Raw genomic sequence first — 24,733 nt, 5'->3', positions numbered from 1 at the left:
ATCCAGTGTAATAATAACAGAGAATACTATGTCATCTGCACCACAAACATCATCACAGACTCCAATGACTATAAATGACGGTCTACTGTCCGCTGCCACTTGGCTGGCTTCGCCGAACTTCAATACCAGACCTGCAGATACCAGCATTGACACCATTGTCATTCACAACATCAGCTTACCACCCAATGAGTTTGGCGCGTGCAGCGCGGATGGTCTGCATTATGTAAAGGCATTATTTACCAATCAGCTAGACTGGAAGGCACACCCTTATTTTCAGACCATTGAAGGCGCTGAAGTTTCCGCACACTTACTGATCGAACGCGACGGCACTATTACTCAGTTTGTAAACTTTCATGAGCGTGCGTGGCATGCCGGTAGATCTGCCTATCTTGGGCGACCTGAATGCAATGATTATAGCATTGGCATCGAGCTTGAAGGGTCAGACTTTGTACCCTTTGCTGCGGCTCAATATGACTCGCTCGTACAAGTTATCACTGCGATATACGACGCCTACCCCAAAACGCGCCGACACCTGACTGGGCTTAGTGATATCGCCCCAGGTCGTAAGACTGATCCTGGTGAGTATTTTGAGTGGACTCGGCTGCGTGAGATGCTCTCTAAGAACCTTACCTAATAATACCTGAAGGCAGCTTTTGGCCTTTCCACAATCAATTCATTTACCCGCATACTTAAAGTGCTATAATCCGTCAGTTTTTTGGCATTATTAAGTTAACAAATATATCCGCAGACAAATTAGCAAATAGGTTCTCATGGCAAAAAGTCGTTTATTTCGCTCCACAATGATAGTCAGCAGCATGACCATGCTATCGCGTATCTTAGGTTTGGTACGTGATGTGGTGTTATTAAGTGTATTTGGTGCAGGCGGACTCATGGACGCCTTTTTGGTCGCCTTTAAGATACCTAACTTTTTGCGGCGTCTATTTGCAGAAGGCGCTTTTAGTCAAGCTTTCGTTCCTGTACTGTCTGAGTATAAAGAAAAATACAGCTTACAACAGGTACAGATACTGGTCAGTCGCACCTCTGGAGCGCTGTTGCTGGTTTTATCCATGCTGACGGTAGTTGTTATTTTGATCGCGCCTTGGGTAGTGACTTTATTTGCCCCAGGATTTGCCAACCAACCCGATAAATTTGCCATTACTGCTGAGCTACTGCGTCTTACCTTCCCTTATTTGTTATTCATCTCCATGACCGCGTTTGCCAGCGGCATCCTGCAAAGCTATGGACGCTTTGCCGCGCCGGCCTTTGCCCCAGTACTGCTCAACCTGTGTATGATTGGCGGTGCTCTGATATTTGCACCTATGTTCGATACGCCGATTATGGCGCTTGGTTATGCCGTCGCTATCGCAGGTTTACTGCAGTTCTTGATACAATTGCCACAGCTATGGCAACAAAAACTGCTGGTCGCACCCAAGGTCGACTTTGGCCACGAAGGGGTTAAGCGCATTCTAAAGCTGATGCTACCCGCTATCTTCGGTGTCTCTGTCACTCAGATTAACCTATTACTCAACACGATATTTGCCTCACTGATGATTGGCGGTTCCGTCTCTTGGCTCTATGCGGCTGAGCGTATGAGCGAGCTGCCATTAGGGCTAATCGGTGTAGCGATTGGTACGGTTATTTTGCCAAGCTTATCAAAAAGCGAAGCACAAAAAGATGATGTGAGCTTTAAAAAGACCATCGATTGGGCGGCTCGCTTGATTATTTTGGTGGGCGTGCCAGCATCAGCGGCGCTATTTATCCTCTCTGACGTCCTGATGCAGGCATTGTTTTTACGTGGTGAGTTTTCATTACGTGATGCAGAGATGAGTGGCTTGGCACTGCGTAGTATGGCTGGCGGCATCTTAGGATTTATGCTGATTAAAATATTCGCTCCAGCCTTCTTTGCACGGCAAGACACCAGAACACCGGTCAAAATTGGTATCGTATCTGTGTTTGCCAATATGATTTTTAGTGTGATTTTTATTGGAATATTTTACTTGTTTGAGATGCCATTGCATGGTGGCTTGGCTCTAGCGACCACAGGAGCCGCATTTGTGAACGCGGGTTTATTATATTACTTCTTACACAAACGCGGGATATTCCGCTTTGGCAGTCACTGGAAAAAGCTTTTTGCACAGTTTTTGCTGGCGACAAGCGCTATGACGGGCGTACTTTATGTCATGCTGCCCTACTTCCCAACCGATGATACCCAGTGGCGACGTATCATTGCTTTGCTCATCATGTGTGCGGTTGGCGCCTTGGTATATGGTGTGGTGTTACTGGTTTCAGGGTTTCGCCCGCGTCAGCTCAGACATGGATAAATGAATGAATCCAATAAGGCATAAACTTACTAAACCAAAACAAGCCTATCATGAGAATTGACAGTCAACGATACTGATAATTGTCATAATTGTTTATAAATGAGTCATTAATTGATAAATGAGTTTTGAGGTTTGATATGATAAATAAACAGGTAAAGTCCCAACGCCTACTCATTATATTTGCTGCTGGTGTCCTGAGCAGCGGACTGCTACTGAGCGCTTGTAGCAATAACGATAATATAGAGACAGAAGCCACTGTCGAAACAAATAATGCGGCAGCTGTGGTTGAAGATTCAGAAAATGACGCAGCTGCTCAAGTAGAAACATTAGATGACGATGCTGCTGGAGATGCGCAGATAGCAGATGCTACTGATACTGATACCGACTTAGAAAATATAGAGAACGAAACCACCATTACCAGTGATAATATAAACCCTATAACAAGCACTGATAAGCAGCCCAGTCTAGTCACCAACCCCACCCAAGCTGGCACGCCAGAAGATACCGTTAAGCAGGCGTTAGATAGTTTGTATTATGGCGACGCGAAAAAGTCCGCCTCTTACTACGAAGTAGATATGGCACACTTTGAGCAAGAGCTTGCCAACACTCAATCTGCTTTTCAACAAACGGTCGACGCCGTGACCATCACTGATACTACCTATAATGATGATAAAACGCGTGCCACCATTACAGGTGAGTTGATGCTAAAAGGTCAAAGCGCGCCTGCACCTTTGATTTATGAGTTACAAAAGATAGACGGCAAGTGGAAAATCTTGGGTTAAAGCGTCTCGCTGTTGTTGTTCTCATCAACTGATGCCACCGCTAAACCCAGCATCACGACATCCGCGATGAAGCCCTGCATATCACAGACTTTCGGCATATATCCCCACTGCTCGAAGCCAAGCTTATGAAACAGTCCTAAGCTTGGCTGATTATGAGCAAAAATAAGCGCGACAACATTCTGAATACCTAGATTTGGCGCTTGCGTCAGCATCCAGCGGGTTAGTAAGCTACCCAATCCTTGTCCATGATACTCTTGATGCAGATAAATACTGATCTCAGTGCTGATGTGATAAGCCGTACGCGCATATAAATCACTAAAACTGCCCCATGCCACCACAGTTGGCGATTTGCTCGTCGTTTTTTCGCTGCTTGCAAGCGTTTTGACCACATAGATGGGGCGCGTTGGGCTGTTCAGATGCTCAGCAAACCAAGCCGCACGTTCATCGATGGTCACCACTGCCAAGTTGGCTGTTGCCTGCTTGCCAGGTATGCTTTGATTATAAATCTCTAATACGGTTGGCAGGTCTTCTATACTGGCTCGCTGCACTATGAACTGATCGCTCAGCCTAGCTATCGATAATGTGGGCGCTATACAACTGAGGTCAGACATAGAATTCCCTGATGAATAATGAAGAGTTGCTACTAAGTGCTCATGAGGCACTGATAATGGTGTCAGTGCCGCTATTTTACTTTATAATGGCAAGTTTTGAACACACTTCCAGTCAGAAAAGTCGAAAATCGATACAAAGCGACCGAGCGCAGATTGTACAAATAGTACATCTTGGGCGGTTAAGATTGTAGCGACTCAACACTTTTTTGACCATAGTTTTGCTATGGATGTGTTTTTATCTATTACCTGACCCTATGACAGCTGCAAACTTATGAACACCTACTTTCTTGAGCAACTGATGGCGTTACCAAACGCTATGCAGGCAAACACTAGCCCCATAGTATTAGCACCCTGTGTGCTGACTATTGGTAACTTCGATGGCGTACATTTAGGTCATCAAGCAATGCTTGCTCAAGTACGCAAGTTGGCAGATGAGCGTAAGCTTGGCTCAGCAGTTATGATCTTTGAGCCGCAGCCACGTGAGTTTTTTTCACCAGAGACTGCTCCTGCACGCCTGACCAATCTGGCAGAAAAACAAGCCTTACTGGCGGAATATGGCGTCGAGACATTGATTGTTGCCAGCTTTGACGCTTCCTTTCGCGCACTCTCTGCACAAGCTTTCGCGGATATATTGGTTCAACGTTTAAATGTACAAGCGTTGGTTTTGGGTGATGATTTTCGTTTTGGTCATGACCGCACAGGTGACAGTCAGTTCTTACGTAACTACGGCTTACACGTAACCAACTTGCAAACGGTCACTGATGATAGTGATACTGCAAAGCGTATTAGCTCTACTCGTGTTCGTGACCTACTACTGGCTGGTGACCTATGTGCAGCGAATGCTTTATTAGGTCGAGATTATACTATCTCTGGTATCGTGGTAGGTGGTGACAAAATTGGCCGTACCATAGACTTTCCAACTGCCAATGTCGATCTGGCGCGGATCAAACCTGCCTTACATGGTATCTTTGCTGTCGATGTGGTGCTACTTGATGATGATAATCAAATAGTACCGAATGGGCTGGCGGCTCTAGCAGATAATGATGAGCAAAAAGGTCTAGCAGGCCTAAGACCCCATAGTCTGTTTGGCACTGCAAATATAGGCACTAGACCCTCTGTTGATAAAGCGCTTGAGTGGCGTTTAGAGGTACATTTTCCGCAGCTGCAAGCGAACCTTTACGATAAAAGATTACAGGTACGCTTTTTACACTTCTTGCATGGTGAGCGCCGCTACGAAAGCTTGGATGCGCTAAAGAGTGGCATCCAAAATGACATTACAGAACTGCTAGAGTGGCGAAAAGAGCAACTTAGCTGATAGCCATCATCAATCAAATAGCTTAACCGTGGAGCTCAACCAAAAAAACCCATAATCATCAGCATTATGGGTTTTTCACTTTATTTTTGCGTTGTCATCATTTCTGTATTGCTATGCGCTTGATGACAAATACCTGAGATTAAGCCTCTGGATGCATTCGCACATTCAGCTCATCAATAATCTCAACCCAAACGGCATCTCTCTTCCATTCTTCTTGTAAAAACATGCGCTGTTTCTCATTCCAAATATCAGAATCTTTTAATGACTCATCTCTTCCCAACTGGTTATTTTTGATAAAACTTTCAATGGCCTCATCTGAGCTATCAAGTCCTAACTGCGCAAATAAATCATTCATCGTATAATCTATATCACCTAACATTATCTCACTCCTTAAGTATTATTCGTTTATTTTTATGCGCTAGATCAATAGATATTCTGCATAATAATACCTACTGTCTAAACGTGTACCACAAGACCTATTGTAGCAATACTCATTTTAAAAGCTGTTATCCAACGTTATCAGTTATGTTAACAACAAAAAAGCCCTCACATAAAGTGAACTGACCCCCTAAACTTGGACTGTTTAAGTTTGTATCAAGGACTGAGTTCTGTATTTCACAGGGCTCAGTCCTTTTAGTTTCATCTGAATTCTCTCATGATTATAGTAGTGAATATACTCATGAATCTGTTGCTCTAAGTCCTCAATAGTTTCTGGTTTCTCAATATAAATCGTCTCACACTTCAGCGTACCGAAGAACCCTTCCATCAATGCATTGTCTAAGCAATTCCCCTTACGGCTCATACTTTGCTTAATATGATTCGCTTTAAGCGACTTTGCAAACGGCTTCATCTGATAATGCCAGCCTTGATCTGAATGTAGTGTTAGCTGCTCCTTGCGCTTTTTAGGTATGCCTTTAAGTGCACTATCTAGCATCTGTTTCACTAAGTCATATACCGGTCGTCTTGAGAGCGTATAGCTGATGATCTCATTGTTATAGCAATCTAGTATAGGAGACAGATACAACTTATCCTCGCCCACTTTAAACTCAGTAATGTCAGTAAACCACCTGCGATTAGGCGCACCCGCCCTGAACTTGCGCTTGACTCTATTCTTAGCTATGACGCCGCACTGTCCTTTGTAGGATCGATACTTCTGTTGTCTGATTCTAGCAGTCAGCTTAAGCTCACTCATAAGCCGTGCGATGAGCTTATGGTTATACCTTAACCCTTCACTCTTAAGTGTTTGAGTGATTCTACGATAGCCATACCGACCTTTGTGCTGATGATAGATATCCCTGATGCGCTGTTTGAGATCGGCGTATTTATCTTCACTCCAAAGCTGTGCTCTATGATAGTAGAAACTACTCCTTGCAAGCTTTGCTATGGTGAGTAAGTCAGATAACGCGTGCTTTAGTCTTAATCCTTCGATGAGCCTTGCTTTGTCGCGGCTTGTTCCTTTTCCCGAAGCAAGGCATCGAGCTTTTTTAGATAGGCGTTCTCCGCACGCAGATATTGCAGTTCACGCTTGAGCTCTGCTAGGGTCTTTTCATTATCAGGTTTGTCTGTGATAGGAGATGCCATAGAGTGACTACCTTTATATTTGGATGTGAGTCCAGACATACCGTAGAAGCGATAAGCTTTGTGCCAGTGGCTAATAAGCGCAGGTGAGCTGATGTGGAATTTAAGGGCGGTTTCAGATTGGGTTAATCCTTCTATCAACATCGCTTCAATCACTTTGTACTTAAACTCGCTACTGTATTTAGCTTTACTGGTCTTAGGTTTAATGGCGCCTATACCACCGCTTTGATATTGTTCAATCCATTTGCGTACAAACCTTGGATTTACACCAAACTTTTCACCTGTCGCACTGCTACTATGTCCTTCTTTGTAGTATGCAATGACTTTGATCTTAAAGTCTAGATCGTAACGCATAAAAACACCCCCAAAAGTTGTGTCCAACTTATGGGGGTCAGTTCAAAAGGAGGGCTTCTTGTAATTATTACTCAGGTTTTAGCGATCTGTCTACTTACGGTAGTAGATGAGATACTGCATCACGCTCTTCACTCAGCTCTTGCTCAGTAGCGGCCATTTTCTCTTTTGAGAAATCTGAAGATACGTCTACGCCATCGACGATAGACCAGTCACCATTGCTACAAGTACATGGGAATGAGTAGATCAAACCTTCAGCGATACCATATTCGCCGTTTGAGTAAACACCCATTGATACCCAATCGTTTTCGTCAGATCCAAGTGCCCACGTACGCATGTGTGCGATGGCAGCGTTGGCAGCAGAAGCGGCAGATGAAGCACCGCGAGCTTTGATAATCGCTGCACCGCGCTGCTGTACTTCTGGGATATAAGTGTTTTCGTACCATTCGCGATCAACCAAATCTAGCGCTGGCTTACCATTTACGGTGCAAGCAGTCAGGTCTGGATACTGAGTTGATGAGTGGTTGCCCCAGATGGTCATGTTTTTGATGTCATTAACAGTGCTGTCAGTCTTTTCAGCCAACTGTGCCATAGCACGGTTATGATCTAAACGAGTCATCGCAGTGAAGTTACGCGGATCAAGATCTGGTGCGTTACGCTGAGCGATAAGGGCGTTGGTGTTGGCAGGGTTACCCACGACCAATACTTTTACATCACGGCTTGCCACATCATTAAGGGCTTTACCTTGTGCTGAGAAAATCGCAGCGTTGGCTTCTAGCAAGTCTTTGCGTTCCATACCTGGGCCACGTGGACGTGCACCAACCAATAATGCATAGTCAATATCTTTGAATGCAACATTAGCATCATCAGTTTGAACCACACCTGCCAATAAAGGGAATGCACAATCTTCTAGTTCCATAACGACACCTTTTAGAGCATCGAGAGCTGGAGTGATTTCAAGTAATTGCAAGATAACTGGCTGATCTTTTCCTAGCATCTCACCAGATGCAATACGAAATAACATAGCATAGCTGATATTACCAGCAGCACCAGTCACGGCAACGCGTAAAGGCTGTTTCATAGACATAGAATATTCCCTAATTGATTATTAGATATTGGCCATTAGATAATGTACTCACCATTGTTTTAGCGCCAGCATTCTAGCTTTGAACTCAAAAAATGGTAGATGACATTCACCGAGGGCTAGTGTATCACTTCATTTAGTGAATCGTCTAGATAGAATATAACGATGATAGGCGTTTATATTGTTACATTTTATGCTGACAAAAGTTCAGTGCGTATGCAATATAACGCTGATAAGGTACGGTGACGTTAGGTATCTTGAAGATTACTTTCGACCTGAAATGATGAAGTTCTTACCACAGCTGTTGACCACATTATGACAGCTACCGAACTGACTGCCTTCATAACAGATATGAATATCGGTCAATATCGACTGCCGGCGGCTACCATCCTGACAGATTAAATCGATACCATCAGCAGACATACCACTGTTTAGCCGAGTCATTTGGCTGATAAAACGGGACTTGGAGACCGTGTAGCTATTACCAGTATTCAACTCACTGGGCAGTTTTAACTGACCAGCAAGATTGACGATTTGTCGAAAATAACTGCTGGCACTAAGCGGACTACAAGCACCATAGTGTTGCCATGCCTGGCTACGAACACTGCTGTCTGGCATGATACGGTTGACGACTTTTAATTGCAGTGGACTGAGTCTTGGCTCACTACCTCGGCCGCAGCGCTCACCGTATCCAAGATCAAGGCCTGACACGGTTAATGAATAACCCTCTAAACATTGGCGCATGCGAGTACGTGATGGTTGCAAGCTGCACAGTGCTGGCGTCATTTCGACCATTAATACCCGCTGTCCTGTCTTAGACGCACTGGCTGCTTGTGCTGGCAGTGACATCATTCCTTGTACAACCGCTAACCCTATAATGGTAGATAATGTATGACGATTATATTTATTGCCTGAATGGCTATCTGAATGTACGCTTTGTGTTATCAATTCGTTTGGTGGTGATTTTTGTTGTACTTCTTTTTGCGTGGTTTTTTTTGATACACAATTTTTGTTTGGTGATCGAGCTCTTAACCTTGCAAAATTTAATACGTGTCGTATACGTGCCTGAACAGACGGCTGCTGTTCAGCTGTTTTCTGCATAAGCATGTCGGTATCGAGTTTTTTCATAAGAAAAAGATATTAAGCCTTTATCAATCATCAACGACAATATTTAAATCGTCTAATAGTTACATTATCCAGTACAGCCCTTCAATCGAGGCTACACAGATTAAGCTGGCACAACTTATACAATATGGGTGGGAAAATAGTGTGGGCGAAAAATAGTTTGAAATCAGCATATATAAAAACATATAAACACTGCAGCGACAAACTCAGAATGCAACCCGCACGTATATAAATACAATGGTAGCAAATACCCTTTTTTAATCCATAGCAGAATCGTAGGCTTCACGTAAAAACTGCCTTGATATGTGCAAAAAAATAGGTTGATACAAGCTTGCTTTTCTGTTTTTTATACAGGATGTTCTCTGTGCCTAGAAAAATATAGATTATTAACGACCAATAACAATCAAACCATAAAAAAAGCCATTAATCATATATGATTAATGGCTTTTTATTACAGTATGTTTTTCTTTCAGCAACAGTCGCTTTGATGCTTTATCTCAGCATCTATATCCGTGAAAGCTTAAAAGGCAGCTGGGACAGTCCCCATACGCTGACTGATCGGTTGGTTACGACCTAATAGGCTACTATAAATAGTGGCGTTTTCCATGACATGCTTGGCATAGTTACGGGTTTCTGGAAAAGGAATCGATTCGACATACTGATCTGCTGCAAGCGACCCATAGACTGGCTGCCAGCGTTTGGCGTTATTGGGGCCCGCGTTATAACCAGCGGTTGCCAATACTGGCTGATAATTAAGCTTGCCCATGATGTCGCTCATATACCAAGTACCGTAGCGGATGTTGGTATCGCCACTATTGGCGCGGCTAGCACTATAAGACTCGCCTAAGTTGCGTGCAATATACTTGGCGGTATCTGGCATGATCTGCATAAGACCACTTGCACCGACATTTGAGCGCGCTGAGGTCACAAAGCGGCTTTCTTGGCGCATGATGCCGTATGCCCACGCTGGATCAATACCTGCTGACTGACTATAACGCACTACTGCACTTTGATGCGGCATCGGATGCGATAATGCTAAATTATGCACTCTTTCCGTATTATCAACGGCGTAAATAGCACGGTCTAGCCAGCCCATATCATAAGCTTGACGAGCGGCAGCGACCATTAACGCATCATCGTGATTGTCACGTGCTTGCTTCACCGCCCAGTTCCATTCACGGTTGGCATAGGCACGGCTCGCATCAGCATTATATAGGGCAAACGCACGGGCAAAATGCGGATCTTGCATAGCACGGGCACGATCGCTACTACTGACATTAGGTAAGTTGCCACCGCCCATACTACTGACATCGAAACGTTGACCGACTTTATCTTTTGCCATTAGTCCATAGTATTCGTTGCTTTTGGCCAGATGTTGGTACATCTTTTTGGCAGTATTGCGCTTATTAGCATCGCTCGATTGCTCATAAGCACGCGCTAGCCAATATTGCCACTGATTGGTTCGTTGAATCTCGGCATCCATCTGTGAGATAGCTTCGACCACATCATCCCAACGACTGAAACGAATAGCAGCCATAGCGTAATATTCTGCTTCCTCAAAGCTAAAATCATCATCTAAACTCTGGCGAAACCAATCGACAGCTTCAGAGTTAAAGCCATCATCGGTATTGTGATTCATACGCTGAACGCCAAGGATGCGGTAGGCATATCGGCGCGTCTCGTCATTTAACAATCTTGCTGAGCGCTGATTGTCCTGCTTGATATCGAAATCCAATTGCAGCGCAGCCTCACGATAAGATTTGTTGGCAAGACGCCCCATCGCATATAAATATAAATATTGATTGGTTGTACTTGCAGGCTCGCGTCCAAAACGGCTAAAGAACGATGATTGATTAAGCTGTATTTCACTTAATTTAGAATAAGGAATTGGCGTACCAAGACGTGAAGACAGCGCCATGATGTCGCCAGTCTTACCTGCGCGCAGCATACGCTTAAGGCGAGCTACACGGTCTTGATTACTGATAAGCGCATTGTTGTTCATCTCCATAGCCAATTGATCACACAGTGCTGGCTGCTTTTTCGCCGTCAGCCAAACGTCTGATTTGGCTGCCATCGCACGCATGGGATCGCCCCCATTATTGAAGCCAAGCGCAATGGCACAGCGTTCACTGGCATCAGGGTTGGTGATCAGGTTCGCCACTTGTCGTACTGACGCATAATCGTTTGATGCCGCTTTGGTCTCAGCAAAGTCAGCCACCAGCTTTTCTGCCATCACTGTTCCTGGATATTGACGCACAAACTGCGATACGGCTGCTGAGCTTTGCGAATTCAAGTCTAAATTCATGCGCCAATATGTTGGATACATGGCAAACAGTCCACCACTCATCAGCTGCTCATAGTTGAATAACGCGCTGACATCACCCCGATCTGCGGCTATCGCAGCGGCAGTGAAATGATCCACACTATTATCCTGTTGATAGCTACCGCTTTGCTGTGTGCTACTGCCATCGCCCCAAGTCAGATCGGCACAAGCCACTTGTGACAACCCCAGTGCGCTCATCGCTGTCGCCAGACTTAACGCACCAAAACGCAAGGTGCTTGCATTTAAACGCGCCATACCTTTTCGGCCAGACTCCTGTAGCGAGCTGTTGGCATCTTTAGAAGTGTCATTATGTTTGCGAAAGCCAACTGGCTGCTTTGTCATATTTACTCTCTTTATTTTCTTCAATTGTCTTAGTGATCAGGTAATATAGCGCTCATCATACTATATTGTTTTGACTTTCAACCAGCACCCTTACCATTTATCAATAAATACGATAGCCCTGTGTAACACAAAGGTGATATAAGCATAAACTCTAGGGGCTGATTAAATATATACTAAGGCAGTATAAGCAATTGATAGTATTATAAATAATCTGTCATGATTATAGCCAATAGTATACGCTTACTTTTCACATTGGCAGATGGTTATGATAAAATACGCCACCTATAGTCAGTCCGAAATAAAGTAAATACAGTTATGCTAACGTGCTACTGGTACAAATTTTCCTCGCTTGCTGTGTGACTGTGTCACTCCAGAGGCTTCATAAAATTTATCCCAGTAATATTGTATTCTTTTTAAAGTGTATTGACGATATTAATGGCCTGCCGCCGCTATCTACTGTTTGATAATCATGGACCAATCCTTATGAGTGTTTCTGTATTTAATCCCCGCATCAATGACGCCGTGGATAGTGCGCCTGATGTCACTGCACTCGTAGAGCCAAACCCAGTGCAAACATCTACTGCGCATAAAAAAGTCTTTATCACCACTCAAGGCTGTCAGATGAACGTTTATGACTCTGACAAAATGCTTGATGTGCTTGGTGACTCGCATGGCATGGTAGTCACTCATGACATCGATGAAGCCGATGTGCTATTGATGAATACTTGCTCTATCCGTGAAAAGGCCCAAGAGAAAGTGTTTTCAGAATTGGGCCGCTGGCGCAAGCTGAAAGAAAAACGTCCTGACCTCGTCATCGGCGTCGGTGGCTGCGTGGCCTCACAAGAAGGCGACAATATCCAAAAACGCGCACCCTACGTCGATATGATATTTGGCCCGCAAACTTTGCATCGCCTGCCAGAGCTCTACGACCAATCTAGTGAACAGCGTGACATCTCACCTAAAAACCGTATTGGTACGGTTGATGTCTCCTTCCCCAGTATCGAAAAGTTTGACTTCTTGCCTGAGCCAAAAGTCGACGGTTATAAAGCCTTTGTGTCTATCATGGAAGGCTGCTCAAAATATTGCTCGTTTTGCGTGGTGCCTTATACTCGCGGTGAAGAGTTGTCTCGTCCTCTCGATGATGTATTGGCAGAGATTGATAGCCTAGCAGCGCAAGGCGTTCGTGAAATCAACCTATTGGGTCAAAACGTCAATGGCTATCGCGGCGAAAAAGACGATGGCAGTATTTGCCGTTTTGCCGAGCTATTGCACTATGTCTCGCATGTCGATGGCGTTGAGCGTATTCGCTATACCACCAGCCATCCGTTAGAGTTCACCGATGATATCATTGACGCTTATGCGCAGTTGCCAGAGCTGGTGTCGCACTTGCATCTACCAGTGCAAAGCGGCTCTAATGCGATATTAGCTGCGATGAAACGCAACCACACTATTGATGTCTATATCGATCAGATTAATAAGCTAAAAGCCATTCGCCCTGATATTTATTTATCTAGCGACTTTATCATTGGTTTCCCTGGCGAGACCGATGAAGACTTTCAAGCGACATTAAACTTGGCAAAAGAGCTGAACTTTGACCACTCGTACAGCTTTATTTACTCCAAACGTCCAGGCACACCAGCAGCAGAATTGCCCGACGATGTGAGCTTTGCCACTAAAAAAGCACGCTTGGCTGAATTTCAAAAAGTCATTATCGATTCAACGCTTGCCAAAACTCATGAGATGGTCGGCACCACGACGCGGGTATTGGTCGAACAAATCGCCGACCGTCATCCAGACTGCTTGATTGGTACCGCGGATAATACACGCACAGTAATGTTCCCTTATGACGTTGATAAAATGGCTGAACTACTTGGCAAAATCGTCAGCGTCCGTGTGACCGACTTTGTCAGCCCGCATATGGTGAAGGGTGAGCTTGAGGCAGTGTTGGCATAGACTTGATAAGGGTTTGCTTTATTGTCATGAACTTACCTGTCAAAATTCATTTAAAAATTGAAAAAATCTAACCAAATAAGGGCGAGTATCTCGCCCTTATTTATTTCAGTTTATATAAAGCTTCAATCACATAAGCTATATAAGCGACTTAAGCCACTTCGACTTGGCGCTCACGACGATAGTGGCGCAGCTGATGCTCCAAGCGGCGACCTTCACTAAATGCAGACACCCGTTTTAGATAACCAATGATGCGTGTGGCATGATCTACGTTATTTGAGCCACAAGCCTCACAGTGATAAAGAGTACGCTTATCAATATGCTGACACTCATTACAAATCGTGGTGCGCACATTAATACAGAAGTACTGACAGCCTGTGGTCGCTGCAATATCGAGCAGCTTGCGATACTGCTCTTTATCTAACGTTTCATCCAAATTCAGATGCAGTGCCGAGCCGCCATCAAGCCACTGAGTCAGCTCTGTCCCATGCAGCATAAATTTATCTAAAGTAGTGGTTTTGTCATCTTCTACCAGATATAGATAGGAGTTGTAGCAATCACGCTGCACCGCGTAGCCATCTTGTTTGTCCCATTTTGCATTTTTAATGCCCAAGTTCTCTGCTGGTACAAACTCCGTATTGAACTTCAAACCATACTGCACACTGGCTTTACGGTTCTCATCATAAATAGTCTTGAGAATATCATTGACGAAGATGCGATACTCTTCATTATTGCCCACCACTATGCCTCGGCTTTCCGCCGCCTCTGCCATGCCATTGATACCAAGGGTTAAGAACTGCTTATCGAGCTGGATAAATCCGGCATCATAGACCGGCAACATACCAGCCGCCTCATACTGCTCTATGAGTTTGCGATAGCTGACCTGATATTTATGAATTTTGCGCACCTCTGCAGCCAAATCCTGCCCGTTTTGAATCATACGGTTTAGGTTAAGGGTGATGACGTTAATCGACCCTGTCGCCACGCCGCCTGCCCCCAAAGTATACGAAAAGCTGTGGTCGGTAATCTCATTGCGCAAGCGGCAACAAGAAGCTAACGAGTCTGGATTGTCACTTTGGTAAATAAAGAAGCTGTTCTTCTCTGCGAGCTCCTGCGCTAGCATATCGGTATATTCATCGTCTTTGCATTTGCCGTTTTCGGTGAGCATGGCACAGGTTACCACTGGGAAAGTCAAAATGGCACGTTTACGCTCTTCATTGAACCACCTCAAAAAGTGCGCTTGCAGTGCTTTAACGGTTTCCCAACAAGGGCGCTCGCCATCGGGGAAGACAAAATTGGCGAACATAGCTTCAAAATAATGCTCATCATACAAGGAGATATTCCAAAACACGCTTTGATAGCCACGAGCGGCGGCGGGCTGGTTAATCGAATACACCACTTGCTGAAAGCAGTTTTCGATGAGTGATTTGTGAGTGCTCAGATAATCTTTGCCATGGTCTTTGCGGGCAAAATAATCAAAATAAGCCAGAAACTCAACGGTAGCCACTGCCCCTGCAAATTGCGAGCTGATAGCAAATATCAAGTTGATAAATGAGCCACAAAACGACGCCAAATGCTGCGGCGGACTGGCTTCACCGCCAAGCTTCTTGAGACCGTCAAGCAAAAACGGGTACAGCGATACCGATACACAGTAAGGCTTTAAGCTGGTCTCATCGTGTACATATATCTCGTGCGACTCAATTTGGCGCACATATTCTTGTGCCAACTCGCTATCGAAATGCGCTGTAATCTCTCGCTGTACTTGAGCACGATTAATCTGAATGAAGTAATCCTTCATCACTTCATTCTCAAGCGTGGCGATATTTTTTACCGTCACGTTGGCATTGGCATCCACTCGCGAGCCATCTGCAGCGTTGTGCGCTTGAGTGTAATCTTCGATGAAAGACAACTTATCCACCAGTTGCGCTGAACTTAATTTATACATGCGTCCTCCAAAACAAATGATTTAATATCTCACCACTAGAACAGTCGATAAACTTCTGATTGGTTGCGGGGCTATCAAGCCCGCCGCGCTCTACCATCCACGGCCCTGTTTTTAGATAGGTAAGCTCTGCTTGTAAGCTAGGTTTAATCTCATCCAAGCCGGTATATAGCGCCGTTTTGAGTCCAGCCTGCCGGCACTGCTTAAGTGCTAAAAGCAGTGCTGATGGCTGCCATTCACCGCCCATAAACAACACGCAGCTGATTAAACCCTCATAGCGTCCCAAAAGCTCAGCTAAAAAATCATGGGTTAACGGTGTGCCCTGCTCTTCTTTCCACGTATCGGCACGACTACAGCCGCGGCACATGAGCGGGCACCCTGCAACCGTCAGCGCCAAGCTTACCTCGGTCGGTACTTCTTGAAACACGATGTCGTACTCAACAATGTTCAACATAGCATTACTCTAAACAACCACTCTAAATAAGCAATTAAACAGGCGATTTCAAAACGATAGAAAACCCACAATCAAATCAAGGTATTAGCACATATAGTATATTATAATAATATTAAACACAACATGTAGTATATTATTTTGATACTCTAATTATTATGTTTATGCACTCCTTAAGTCAGAGATAAGTAAAATAAAAAAAAGCCGTTCATTACTGAACGGCTTTCTGATAGGCAATTTTTCAAAATAACTTTAGCAACTGCTTATATTTTTAAGCAATAAAGGTACTGGCAACCTCAACTAACAGAGCCGCTGCAATTAAGATAAATATCACCCCGCAAGCGCGGTTTAGCCATGCTAAACGGTTGCCAATATCTAGCCATCCAGCCAACTGTTTACCACCAACGGTATAAATGATCTGCCAAATAGTTTCACTGAAAAACAGCCCTATAGTCAGTAAAATATACTGTGGCCATAGTGGCGCACTGAAATTGATAAACTTGGGGAAAAAGGCGGCGAAGAACAAGATGGCTTTCGGGTTAGATAGTGACACCCAAACGCCAGTACGAAATAAGGTCACATTGCTCGGATACCCTCTGACTGCCGCACTCGATAGTGAGCGTGGCTTAGGCATATCAGCCGTATGTTGCATAGTGCTAGGATAGTCAGCAGCTACTTCGGCACCCATCTCTTGCGCATCACTCATTAAGCTACCATCGCCTGCATCGCGCCATGATGCGATACCTAAATAGATTAAATATAGCGCGCCAACCGTCTTAATAATATCCAACAGCCAAGGTGACTGACGGCTGATAACGTCAAGTCCAAGCAAGGTCGATAGTAGCAGGATGAATAGCCCAAGGCTCAGACCTGCCAGCGTCCATAATGTGCGCTTAACACCATAATTTAGCCCATATTGAAATGCTAGGAGCATATTGGGGCCTGGGGTCGCGGAAATAAAAAAAGTACTGACAAAAAATACGGTAAACAGATGCCAAGACATCGACCAACCCCTACTTTGTTATTATTAGAAAACATTAACTGAATACTGCGATAGCACTAAAAAATAAACACCGCCATAAAGACGGTGTATTTTATAGCAATTTATATCAAAATCGAATAGTTTAAGCGCTTACCGTGCAGCTATCTAACAGCTTTTGCAAAAATCCATCACAGCGTTCAATCTCACTCAGCTTAACAAACTCATTGGCTTTGTGTGCCTGCTCAATGCTACCAGGCCCGCAGATAATCGTTGGAATGCCAGCATTGGTAAATTGCCCGCCTTCAGTGGCGTAAGCGACTTTATGACGCTCATCATCGCCTGTAAGCGCGCTTATCAGATTTTGCAGCTCGCCATTGTCATTATCCGTCATCGCAGGCACGCCCTCCATTTGCAGCAGCTCAATGCCAGTCTCTGGTGCGCGCGCTTGCATCTGTGCGCTTAGTTCAGCCACTTTAGCTTTGATAGGCGCAAGGATATCATCTTGCGTCATATGTGGCAGATTGCGATAGTCAAAGGTAAACTCACAGAGATTGGGAACAATGTTGGTTGCTGTGCCACCTTGTACCGTACCCACTGACAGTGTCGAATAAGGCACATCAAACAAGGAGTCATTATCCTCTCGATGACTGATCTCTTCCGCCAACTCATCGACATAACCTATCAGACGACTGGCGTAGCTGATGGCGTTGACACCCTGCGTAGTCAATGACGAATGCGCAGACTTGCCATGAACGCGGCAACGATAGACAGCGATGCCTTTATGAGCCACCACCATCGTCATGTTAGTTGGCTCACCGACGATACAATAATCAGGCGCAATACCGCGCGCCTTCAAGTCTGCTAATATCAGTGGCGCACCTAGGCAACCAACTTCTTCATCAAATGATAACGCCAAATGCAGCGGACGTCGCAGTTGGCCTGCATTAGACAGCTTTACCGCTTGCGGCAATAGCGTCAATGCACAGGCGATAAAGCCCTTCATATCACAAGCACCGCGTCCGTATAGCTTGTCGTCACGAATCGTGGCAGTGAACGGATCTGACGACCAGTCTTGGCCATCGACAGGCACCACATCGGTATGTCCAGATAGCACGAGACCGTGATTGACTTGGTCAGCGTTGGCCCCTGCCGGCACAGTGACAAATAGATTGGCTTTATCTTTAGCTTCATTAAAGGTCAAATCAACGCTCAATCCCAATTGTTCACAGTACCCTTGTACCTCTTCAATCAATGCCAAATTTGAATGGCGACTGACGGTATCAAAGCCAATCAGACGCGTTAGCCAATCGATGCTTGTCATTGGATAAGCAGTATTTATAAGTTGACGGTCATTGTTATTTAAAACCATGAGATATCCTTATCATGCTGTGATGTTGTCATACTATGAGATAAAAAGATAAAAGCGCTACCCTTGTTGCCATGAGCGCTTTTGTAATACTTCTACTTCTTCATCCAAGCCAGCAATAGGACCTGCGACTGGTACATTTGGTGCAACTTCTTGAATAGATAAGGTATTAATCGGTGAGTCTGATGTTACCCCAGCCTCCGCCATCCACTCACCCAGCTGTTTTGAGGAGCTGACATAGACAATACGTCCCAGTCCTGCCCAAGCATGCGCCGCAGAGCACATCGCACAATGCTCACCTGATGTATAAACCACCGCTTTTGCACGCGCTTCAGCAGTCATGTTTTGTGCCGCCCACTTTGCGACAGCAATCTCAGGGTGATAAGTCGCATCGACCGTATTGGCGCGGTTACGGTCTTCCTGCAATACATTGCCATCACCATCGACCAACACGCTCCCAAATGGTTCATCGCCCGCATCCAAAGCTTCGGCAGCAAGCTCAACGCAGCGGCGCAAATGGATCATGTCCTTATCAGTAATTATCATAGTCGTCCTTTTATTATCTTACTCTTTATTACCTTATTCTATACTGTGTTGCAAACGACCTTCTAAATAAAGGCTTATGACGAGTTATGTTGGTTCATTACATCTACGACAGGTGGCATTGGTTTGGGTAGCTTACCCTCTGCTTGCAGCTCTTTAGTGGTTTTGGCACCCATTGGCAGACCTGCTATTAGCGCCAGCTCTTTTACTGGCTTGCGCTTGCGGGTGGCAAAACTGACTGGCACCATGCGCGCAAACTCATAAATATAAAGATAGGACTCTTCGCCGCCTTCATAATCCTCATCTTCTTCGAGACGGATAGCACCAATCTTTGCCAAGTCGCTCAGCATTTCGTTCTCTTCCGCAGTTAGGCGACAGTCGCTAATCCCAAAACCCGTCATAAAGCCGTTCGCCCACTGTTTCAGCGCCATTACCCGCTCGTATAAATCATGTTCGTCATCAGGTACCAGTGGCGTATAGGCATAAGCGTCATCTTTATCTTTTAGCTGAAATACCGTATCTTCTGCTTCTTCAGTAAGCAAGGTCAATGCAGGCTCTGGCAATGGCGCAAAGCTGAGCTCCTCGAGCACTGTCGCCCAGCCCGCTTCATCAGGTGCATAACAAGCCGTCATCAGCCCTGTCATCAAGCCATGTAGCTCACTGATACTCACATCATTCCATTGCTCAAAGGTATTACTCCAAGTGTTCCAGCCAGAAATATTGTCATTCATAATGTACATCCTATCGATTCATTAACGCCTAACGATGAGCGTCTACTGGTTATAAATAAGCATAGCCCTACATTGTTTGTAGCACCATGACTAATAAGGGTCAAAAATAGAGCGCAATACGCGCAATTACTTTGTTGATATAGATATTATGCGGTCACCTATGGCATTATTAAACGTAACGAAACAAATTCATCCACGTATCACTTGTTAAGGATAAAAACTGACTATGTATGATCAACTTAGAAGCTTAGAAAAAATGATACTCGACATCAAAAAACAGCATCAGCTTGTCAGTGCTGAACTTAGCAGCCTCAAACAAAAGCCCAATGCTGATCCAGAAGAGCTGGCTGCTCTCAAAACACAACTCGATAGCCGTAATACTGAATACGCTACGGCAAAAAAACAGCTGGCTGATCTTGATAAGCGCTATCAAAGCCTTGCCGAAGCGCATCATATGATCGGTGAAGAGCAAGACAAACTGCAAACACAATTGGGCGAGTTGCAACAACAAAACAGAGAGCTTCTACAGCAGAACAACGAACTTAAACAGCAAAATAGCGAGCTCAAACAACAAAATCACGATTTACAAGAAAAAAACCTATTGGCCGCAGAGCGCACCCAAGTAGTGTTAAAACGACTGACTCGCATCGATCAGATGGAAGGCTAACCGTAACTGTTGAGAGCTAAGCAACTATAAAGAGCAATCTCGAGAGCAATAAAGAAAGCATAAAGCCAGTAAGCGCTGACGTAGCGTGTTGCTCCTGATTACGCATCCCCATTTATACTAATTCAATGACATTATTTTGTAGGATTTCTCATGACTGATAACAATAGCAAGACCGCTGCAAATGATAAGCCACACTCTCAAAAAACCCAAAACTTGCCAGAGCAAACCAATAATGCTAAAAAAACACCTGTAGAAACAGCAGCCACTAAGGACGCAACTGCAAAAACAAGCGCCCCTGAACCACAAATGAAAAAGGTCGATATCGTCATCGCTGGGATAACGTATCAGATCTATTGCCCAGTGCATGAAGAAGCAGAGCTACGTTCAGCGGTATATTATATCAATAACTTTCTTCTCGATATCAAAAAAGGCGCACCGAGCTTAAGCCAAGAAAATTTACTCGTATTATGCTGCTTAAACCTTTACGAAAAGATTCATACCCAGACAAAAGCCAGTGATGATGCAGCGCAAGCGTCCAAACAGGCGGAGATGCTCCTGAGCAAAATCATGAAAGACGCCCAGTCTGTCTTATAAGCGCCTATATGGCAGCCTACATCCCTGGCTGATAGCTTTTACCAGCGTGATAGTCTGCCTGATGCTCATAGTTACAAAAGAATAGCTCATCTTTGGGTGGGTTATTGTTGTTAGCAAGCGCGGTAGCCGATGTAGAATTGGTTTCAAGCACACCGCGATATTCAGCAAGACTGTTGCCGCAAAAGTCGCAATGACGCGGGGTGGTCACATCGCCTTCTTTAGGCATCATGCTTTGCGGTGGACGTGGATACATGAACTTATAAAACCCCCACATCGAGATCCAAATAATAACGATGACAATAATAGCAGCAGCCACGGCAACGCTCCTTTGATTAATCTTTTAGACGTGATATTTTTTGAGTAAAAATACAGTGATGACATAAAGTTTACGTAAACAATACTGATAGCACAATTGCTGCACTGTTATTTATTAAGGCTTTTTAACCACTTATATAAATCAAAAAACTGGCTACAGCGCAGCCAGTTTTTTATTTTATGGTGTTTTATTGATAACAATAATGCTCAACAGATATGCTTAAATTTGCAACTCACTGATGTCAGCCACTGTTAAGAACAGCGCCCGTACTTGCTTAAGCAATGCCGAACGGTTGTTTTTAAGCGCTGCATCTTCACTATTGACCATCACATCGTCAAAGAACTGCGTGAGCGGTGCATCTAAGCCAGCCAATGTTTGCAATACTTGCGTATAGTCAGCTTCTGCAAGCAGTGGCGTGACAGCCGTTTGCGCTTGGCGAACCGTCTCATACAGTGCTTGCTCTGCAGGCTCAGTCAACAAGGCTTCATCCACTTTATCAGCGACCGTCTCTTCAGACTTGGCTAAAATATTTGCCACACGCTTATTAGAATCGGCCAACTGCTCTGCTTGTGGCAGCTCGCTAAAGGTCTGTACCGCTCGAATACGCTGATCAAAATCAAGTGGCATATGCGGATGAATTGCCTGCACTGCTTGAATGGTATCGACGCTGACACCTTGCTCGGTATACATAGCGCGATAGCGTGAATTCAAGAACGCCATAACCTGAGTAAAGGTATCACCCATTTTGGTAATCTTACTACCGTCGCTACTGCTGTAATTCTTAATCGCCTGCTCAACCAAAGCCACTAGATTAATCGGCAACTGCTTCTCGATCAAAATACGCAGGACACCAATTGCTGAACGGCGCAAGCTGAACGGATCTTTTGAGCCAGTCGGCGCTTGGTCAATAGCAAAAATACCGACTAAGGTATCCAAGCGATCTGCTAATGCTAAGCAGATACCAATCGATGTTTGCGGTAATACGTCACCACTGAACTTTGGAAGATATTGCTCTTCCAAACTGGCAGCGACGGCTTCAGGCTCATCATTCAGGCGCGCATAATAGGTACCTGCAATACCTTGCAATTCAGGATACTCACCGACGAGTGAACTTGCCAAATCTGCTTTTGACAGCATAGCAGCACGTACCGTGTCATCGATATTAATTTCATGACCTTGCTGCTGCATTAAGGCTGCAATATAAGCAGCCAGCTTAGCAATACGCTCAGACTTTTCCCAAATCGTACCCAATTGATCTTGGAACACACGAGTTTTCAAGCTTTCTGTCAGCGCAAATAATGGCTGCTTTTGATCTTGTAAAAAGAAGAACTCAGCATCAGCCAAACGCGGACGCACGACCTTTTCGTTACCTTCGATAATCTGCTGAGGATCTTTTGATTCGATATTGGTGATAAAGATAAAGTAAGGCTGTAGCGTGCCAGCTTTATCTGTCAGACAAAAGTACTTCTGATCCGCTTGCATGGTTGAGATTAGCGCTTCTTGTGGTACTTGTAAAAAGCGCGCTTCAAAGTCCGCTCGTAGCGCAATTGGAAAGTCTACCAAGGCTGTGACTTCATCTAACAAACCCTGCGGCACGATGGCATCAGCATTGATTTCGTCGGCCAGCGCTTTGACTTGGTTTTTGATCAGCATCTGACGCTTATCAAAGTCCGCGACGACTTTTAGGCCGTCTAGCAGAGGCTCATAGTCATTGGCATGATCGATGTTATAAAAGTCAGGACTGTGGAAACGGTGCCCACGTGTCTGCGTGCCAGTTTGATGTCCTTGAATGGTGGCATCGATAACTGCACTGTCCTGCATCAATACCGCCCACTGTACTGGACGCACGAACTCATTGCGGCTCGCCCCTGAGCGCATACGCTTGGCAATTGGTAAATCATCAAGCGCGGCTTGAAAAATAGCAGGTAGCAGCTCAGTCGTCGCTTGACCATGAATGGTTTGCTCGTAGCCGACATAATCACCTTTATCGGTGTTAATGGTCGTAAGCTCGCTTGCTTCGATACCTAACCCTTTGGCAAAGCCCATTGCCGCGCGAGTAGGATTACCATCAGCGTCAAACGCCGCTTTAATCGCAGGGCCACGTTTTTGTTCTGTGCGGTCAGGCTGCTTGTCACTAATGCCTTGTATCTGAATAGCCAGACGACGCGGCGCGGCAAAGGCCTTCATGCTATCAAAGCTGATATCAGCCTCAGCCAACTGTTCGGTGACGCTTTTTTGTAGCGCATCACGCAATGGCTTTAGGCTCTTTGGAGGTAGCTCTTCACACCCCAGTTCAAATAGAATAGTACTCATGGGATGCTCCTATTTATCGTTGTTTTTTTGAGTGGATTTTGAGTTTTTAGCTGCCATGTCATTTTCTTCTTTTGGCAAATACTTATCGAGCGCCGCTTGGCGATGTGCCTCATCTGTCAGCGGGAAGCCAAGCTTGGCGCGTGCTTCTACATAACCAAACGCGACTTTGCGTGCCAGCGTGCGCACACGTAAAATAAAACGCTGACGCTCAGTCACCGAAATCGCACCGCGTGCATCTAATAAGTTAAAGGTATGTGAGGCTTTTAGCACCATCTCATAAGCAGGTAATGGCAAACCAGCGGCAACCAGCTTATCTGCTTGCTGCTCATAAAAATCAAACATCTGACCCATCATCGGCACATCAGCGTGCTCGAAGTTATAGGTCGATTGCTCAACTTCGTTTTGATGAAACACATCGCCATAAGTGACACGGCCAAACTCGCCATCTGCCCAGACCAAATCATAGACGCTATCGACGCCTTGCACATACATGGCCAAACGCTCCAGACCGTATGTAATCTCGCCAGTTACTGGGAAACATTCAATGCCGCCCACTTGCTGGAAGTAAGTAAACTGCGTGACTTCCATACCGTTGAGCCAAATCTCCCAGCCCAGTCCCCACGCACCAAGCGTTGGCGACTCCCAGTTGTCTTCAACGAAACGCACATCATGCACCAAAGGATCAATACCAATGGCTTTTAGCGAGTCCAAATACAACTCTTGGATATTGGGCGGATTGGGCTTCAATACTACTTGGAACTGATAATAATGCTGCAAGCGGTTTGGGTTATCACCATAGCGGCCATCGGTTGGACGGCGTGACGGCTGAACGTAAGCCGCGTTCCAGCGCTCAGGACCTAATGAGCGCAAGAAAGTAGCGGTATGGAAAGTACCTGCTCCCACTTCCATGTCATAAGGCTGTAAGACCACACAGCCCTTATCTGCCCAGTAATTTTGTAGAGTTAAAATCAAGTCTTGAAAAGTCATTGGTTGAGAGTTTTTCACTTGGGATGTCATAGTTTGGATTGTCATAGTTTGGGGCATCG

General features: G+C 45.0%; 23 protein-coding genes. 7 read left to right on the top strand and 16 right to left on the bottom strand.

What is annotated here, in order from left to right; all coding sequences use genetic code 11:
* Positions 1-28 precede the first annotated feature (28 nt).
* The 3 genes from ampD (at position 29) to JMX03_RS02780 (ending at position 3,103) form a co-directional block, all read left to right on the top strand.
* Positions 29-634, top strand: coding sequence for a 1,6-anhydro-N-acetylmuramyl-L-alanine amidase AmpD (ampD, locus tag JMX03_RS02790; RefSeq protein WP_201594317.1), 606 nt, complete (start codon positions 29-31; stop codon positions 632-634).
* 136 nt (positions 635-770) lie between these two features.
* Complete coding sequence (gene murJ / locus JMX03_RS02785; RefSeq protein WP_201594315.1) at positions 771-2,321, top strand: murein biosynthesis integral membrane protein MurJ; 1,551 nt, start codon at positions 771-773, stop codon at positions 2,319-2,321.
* 137 nt (positions 2,322-2,458) lie between these two features.
* The gene (locus tag JMX03_RS02780; protein ID WP_201594313.1) at positions 2,459-3,103 is read left to right on the top strand and encodes a hypothetical protein; all 645 of its coding nucleotides are present in this window, start codon (positions 2,459-2,461) and stop codon (positions 3,101-3,103) included.
* Here the strand turns inward: JMX03_RS02780 and JMX03_RS02775 are convergent.
* Complete coding sequence (locus JMX03_RS02775) at positions 3,100-3,714, bottom strand: GNAT family N-acetyltransferase (RefSeq protein ID WP_201594311.1); 615 nt, start codon at positions 3,712-3,714, stop codon at positions 3,100-3,102. The two genes, JMX03_RS02780 and JMX03_RS02775, sit on opposite strands and share 4 nt — an antisense overlap.
* Positions 3,715-3,985: 271 nt before the next feature.
* Here JMX03_RS02775 and ribF point away from each other — a divergent pair, with 271 nt between their 5' ends.
* On the top strand, positions 3,986-5,029 hold the full coding sequence (gene ribF / locus JMX03_RS02770; protein ID WP_201594309.1) for a bifunctional riboflavin kinase/FAD synthetase: 1,044 nt from the start codon (positions 3,986-3,988) through the stop codon (positions 5,027-5,029).
* 139 nt (positions 5,030-5,168) lie between these two features.
* On the opposite strand, the gene JMX03_RS02765 is transcribed toward ribF, so the two are convergent.
* The 6 genes from JMX03_RS02765 to JMX03_RS02740 form a co-directional block, all read right to left on the bottom strand.
* Positions 5,169-5,408: a DUF2789 family protein gene (locus JMX03_RS02765; RefSeq protein ID WP_201575573.1), complete on the bottom strand. Its 240-nt coding sequence runs from the start codon at positions 5,406-5,408 to the stop codon at positions 5,169-5,171.
* 204 nt (positions 5,409-5,612) lie between these two features.
* Complete coding sequence (locus JMX03_RS02760; RefSeq protein WP_265090490.1) at positions 5,613-6,458, bottom strand: IS3 family transposase; 846 nt, start codon at positions 6,456-6,458, stop codon at positions 5,613-5,615.
* Positions 6,446-6,961 (bottom strand): helix-turn-helix domain-containing protein, encoded by a 516-nt coding sequence (locus JMX03_RS02755; RefSeq protein WP_201594307.1) that lies wholly within the window; start codon positions 6,959-6,961, stop codon positions 6,446-6,448. The genes JMX03_RS02760 and JMX03_RS02755 overlap by 13 nt, the downstream gene beginning before the upstream one ends.
* Positions 6,962-7,055: 94 nt before the next feature.
* On the bottom strand, positions 7,056-8,045 hold the full coding sequence (locus JMX03_RS02750; RefSeq protein WP_201575575.1) for a malate dehydrogenase: 990 nt from the start codon (positions 8,043-8,045) through the stop codon (positions 7,056-7,058).
* Positions 8,046-8,306: 261 nt separating this feature from the next.
* A complete protein-coding gene (locus JMX03_RS02745; RefSeq protein WP_227695187.1) occupies positions 8,307-9,170 on the bottom strand; it encodes a ribonuclease T2 in 864 nt (287 codons plus the stop codon).
* Between the two features lie 517 nt (positions 9,171-9,687).
* Complete coding sequence (locus JMX03_RS02740) at positions 9,688-11,745, bottom strand: lytic transglycosylase domain-containing protein (protein ID WP_201577530.1); 2,058 nt, start codon at positions 11,743-11,745, stop codon at positions 9,688-9,690.
* Between the two features lie 570 nt (positions 11,746-12,315).
* Between JMX03_RS02740 and miaB the strand changes: the two genes are divergently transcribed.
* Entirely contained in the window at positions 12,316-13,785 is a 1,470-nt protein-coding gene (gene miaB / locus JMX03_RS02735; RefSeq protein ID WP_201594305.1) for a tRNA (N6-isopentenyl adenosine(37)-C2)-methylthiotransferase MiaB, read from the top strand.
* A gap of 148 nt (positions 13,786-13,933) precedes the next feature.
* On the opposite strand, the gene nrdD is transcribed toward miaB, so the two are convergent.
* The 6 genes from nrdD to JMX03_RS02705 form a co-directional block, all read right to left on the bottom strand.
* Positions 13,934-15,727 carry an anaerobic ribonucleoside-triphosphate reductase gene (nrdD, locus tag JMX03_RS02730; RefSeq protein WP_201594303.1) on the bottom strand — a complete coding sequence of 598 codons (1,794 nt, stop codon included), beginning with the start codon at positions 15,725-15,727 and terminating at the stop codon, positions 13,934-13,936.
* On the bottom strand, positions 15,720-16,178 hold the full coding sequence (gene nrdG / locus JMX03_RS02725) for an anaerobic ribonucleoside-triphosphate reductase activating protein (RefSeq protein WP_201594301.1): 459 nt from the start codon (positions 16,176-16,178) through the stop codon (positions 15,720-15,722). Before nrdG ends, nrdD begins: the two co-directional genes overlap by 8 nt.
* Positions 16,179-16,446: 268 nt before the next feature.
* On the bottom strand, positions 16,447-17,178 hold the full coding sequence (locus JMX03_RS02720) for a LysE family translocator (RefSeq protein WP_201594299.1): 732 nt from the start codon (positions 17,176-17,178) through the stop codon (positions 16,447-16,449).
* Between the two features lie 121 nt (positions 17,179-17,299).
* Positions 17,300-18,526, bottom strand: a complete 1,227-nt coding sequence (argE, locus tag JMX03_RS02715; protein WP_201594297.1) for an acetylornithine deacetylase — start codon at positions 18,524-18,526, stop codon at positions 17,300-17,302.
* Positions 18,527-18,583: 57 nt separating this feature from the next.
* Positions 18,584-19,069 (bottom strand): nucleoside deaminase, encoded by a 486-nt coding sequence (locus JMX03_RS02710; RefSeq protein WP_265090440.1) that lies wholly within the window; start codon positions 19,067-19,069, stop codon positions 18,584-18,586.
* Between the two features lie 74 nt (positions 19,070-19,143).
* The gene (locus JMX03_RS02705; protein WP_201594295.1) at positions 19,144-19,797 is read right to left on the bottom strand and encodes a UPF0149 family protein; all 654 of its coding nucleotides are present in this window, start codon (positions 19,795-19,797) and stop codon (positions 19,144-19,146) included.
* 226 nt (positions 19,798-20,023) lie between these two features.
* Here JMX03_RS02705 and JMX03_RS02700 point away from each other — a divergent pair, with 226 nt between their 5' ends.
* Together JMX03_RS02700 and JMX03_RS02695 are read left to right on the top strand one after the other, a co-directional pair.
* Positions 20,024-20,464 (top strand): hypothetical protein, encoded by a 441-nt coding sequence (locus JMX03_RS02700; protein WP_201594293.1) that lies wholly within the window; start codon positions 20,024-20,026, stop codon positions 20,462-20,464.
* A gap of 150 nt (positions 20,465-20,614) precedes the next feature.
* Positions 20,615-21,058, top strand: coding sequence for a cell division protein ZapA (locus JMX03_RS02695; RefSeq protein WP_201575588.1), 444 nt, complete (start codon positions 20,615-20,617; stop codon positions 21,056-21,058).
* A 16-nt stretch (positions 21,059-21,074) separates the two neighbouring features.
* On the opposite strand, the gene JMX03_RS02690 is transcribed toward JMX03_RS02695, so the two are convergent.
* The 3 genes from JMX03_RS02690 to glyQ all read right to left on the bottom strand — a co-directional run bounded on the left by JMX03_RS02690 (position 21,075) and on the right by glyQ (position 24,674).
* Positions 21,075-21,374 (bottom strand): hypothetical protein, encoded by a 300-nt coding sequence (locus tag JMX03_RS02690; protein ID WP_227695184.1) that lies wholly within the window; start codon positions 21,372-21,374, stop codon positions 21,075-21,077.
* A 219-nt stretch (positions 21,375-21,593) separates the two neighbouring features.
* Positions 21,594-23,687, bottom strand: coding sequence for a glycine--tRNA ligase subunit beta (gene glyS / locus JMX03_RS02685; RefSeq protein ID WP_201594291.1), 2,094 nt, complete (start codon positions 23,685-23,687; stop codon positions 21,594-21,596).
* Between the two features lie 9 nt (positions 23,688-23,696).
* On the bottom strand, positions 23,697-24,674 hold the full coding sequence (gene glyQ / locus JMX03_RS02680; protein WP_406947736.1) for a glycine--tRNA ligase subunit alpha: 978 nt from the start codon (positions 24,672-24,674) through the stop codon (positions 23,697-23,699).
* Between the last annotated feature and the right edge of the window lie 59 nt (positions 24,675-24,733).

The sequence above is a fragment of the Psychrobacter fulvigenes genome (assembly GCF_904846155.1).
GTDB classification, from domain to species: Bacteria; Pseudomonadota; Gammaproteobacteria; order Pseudomonadales; family Moraxellaceae; genus Psychrobacter; species Psychrobacter fulvigenes.
The sequence above is the reverse complement of the archived record's forward strand: the minus strand, read 5'-3'. Positions and strand labels throughout refer to the sequence as shown.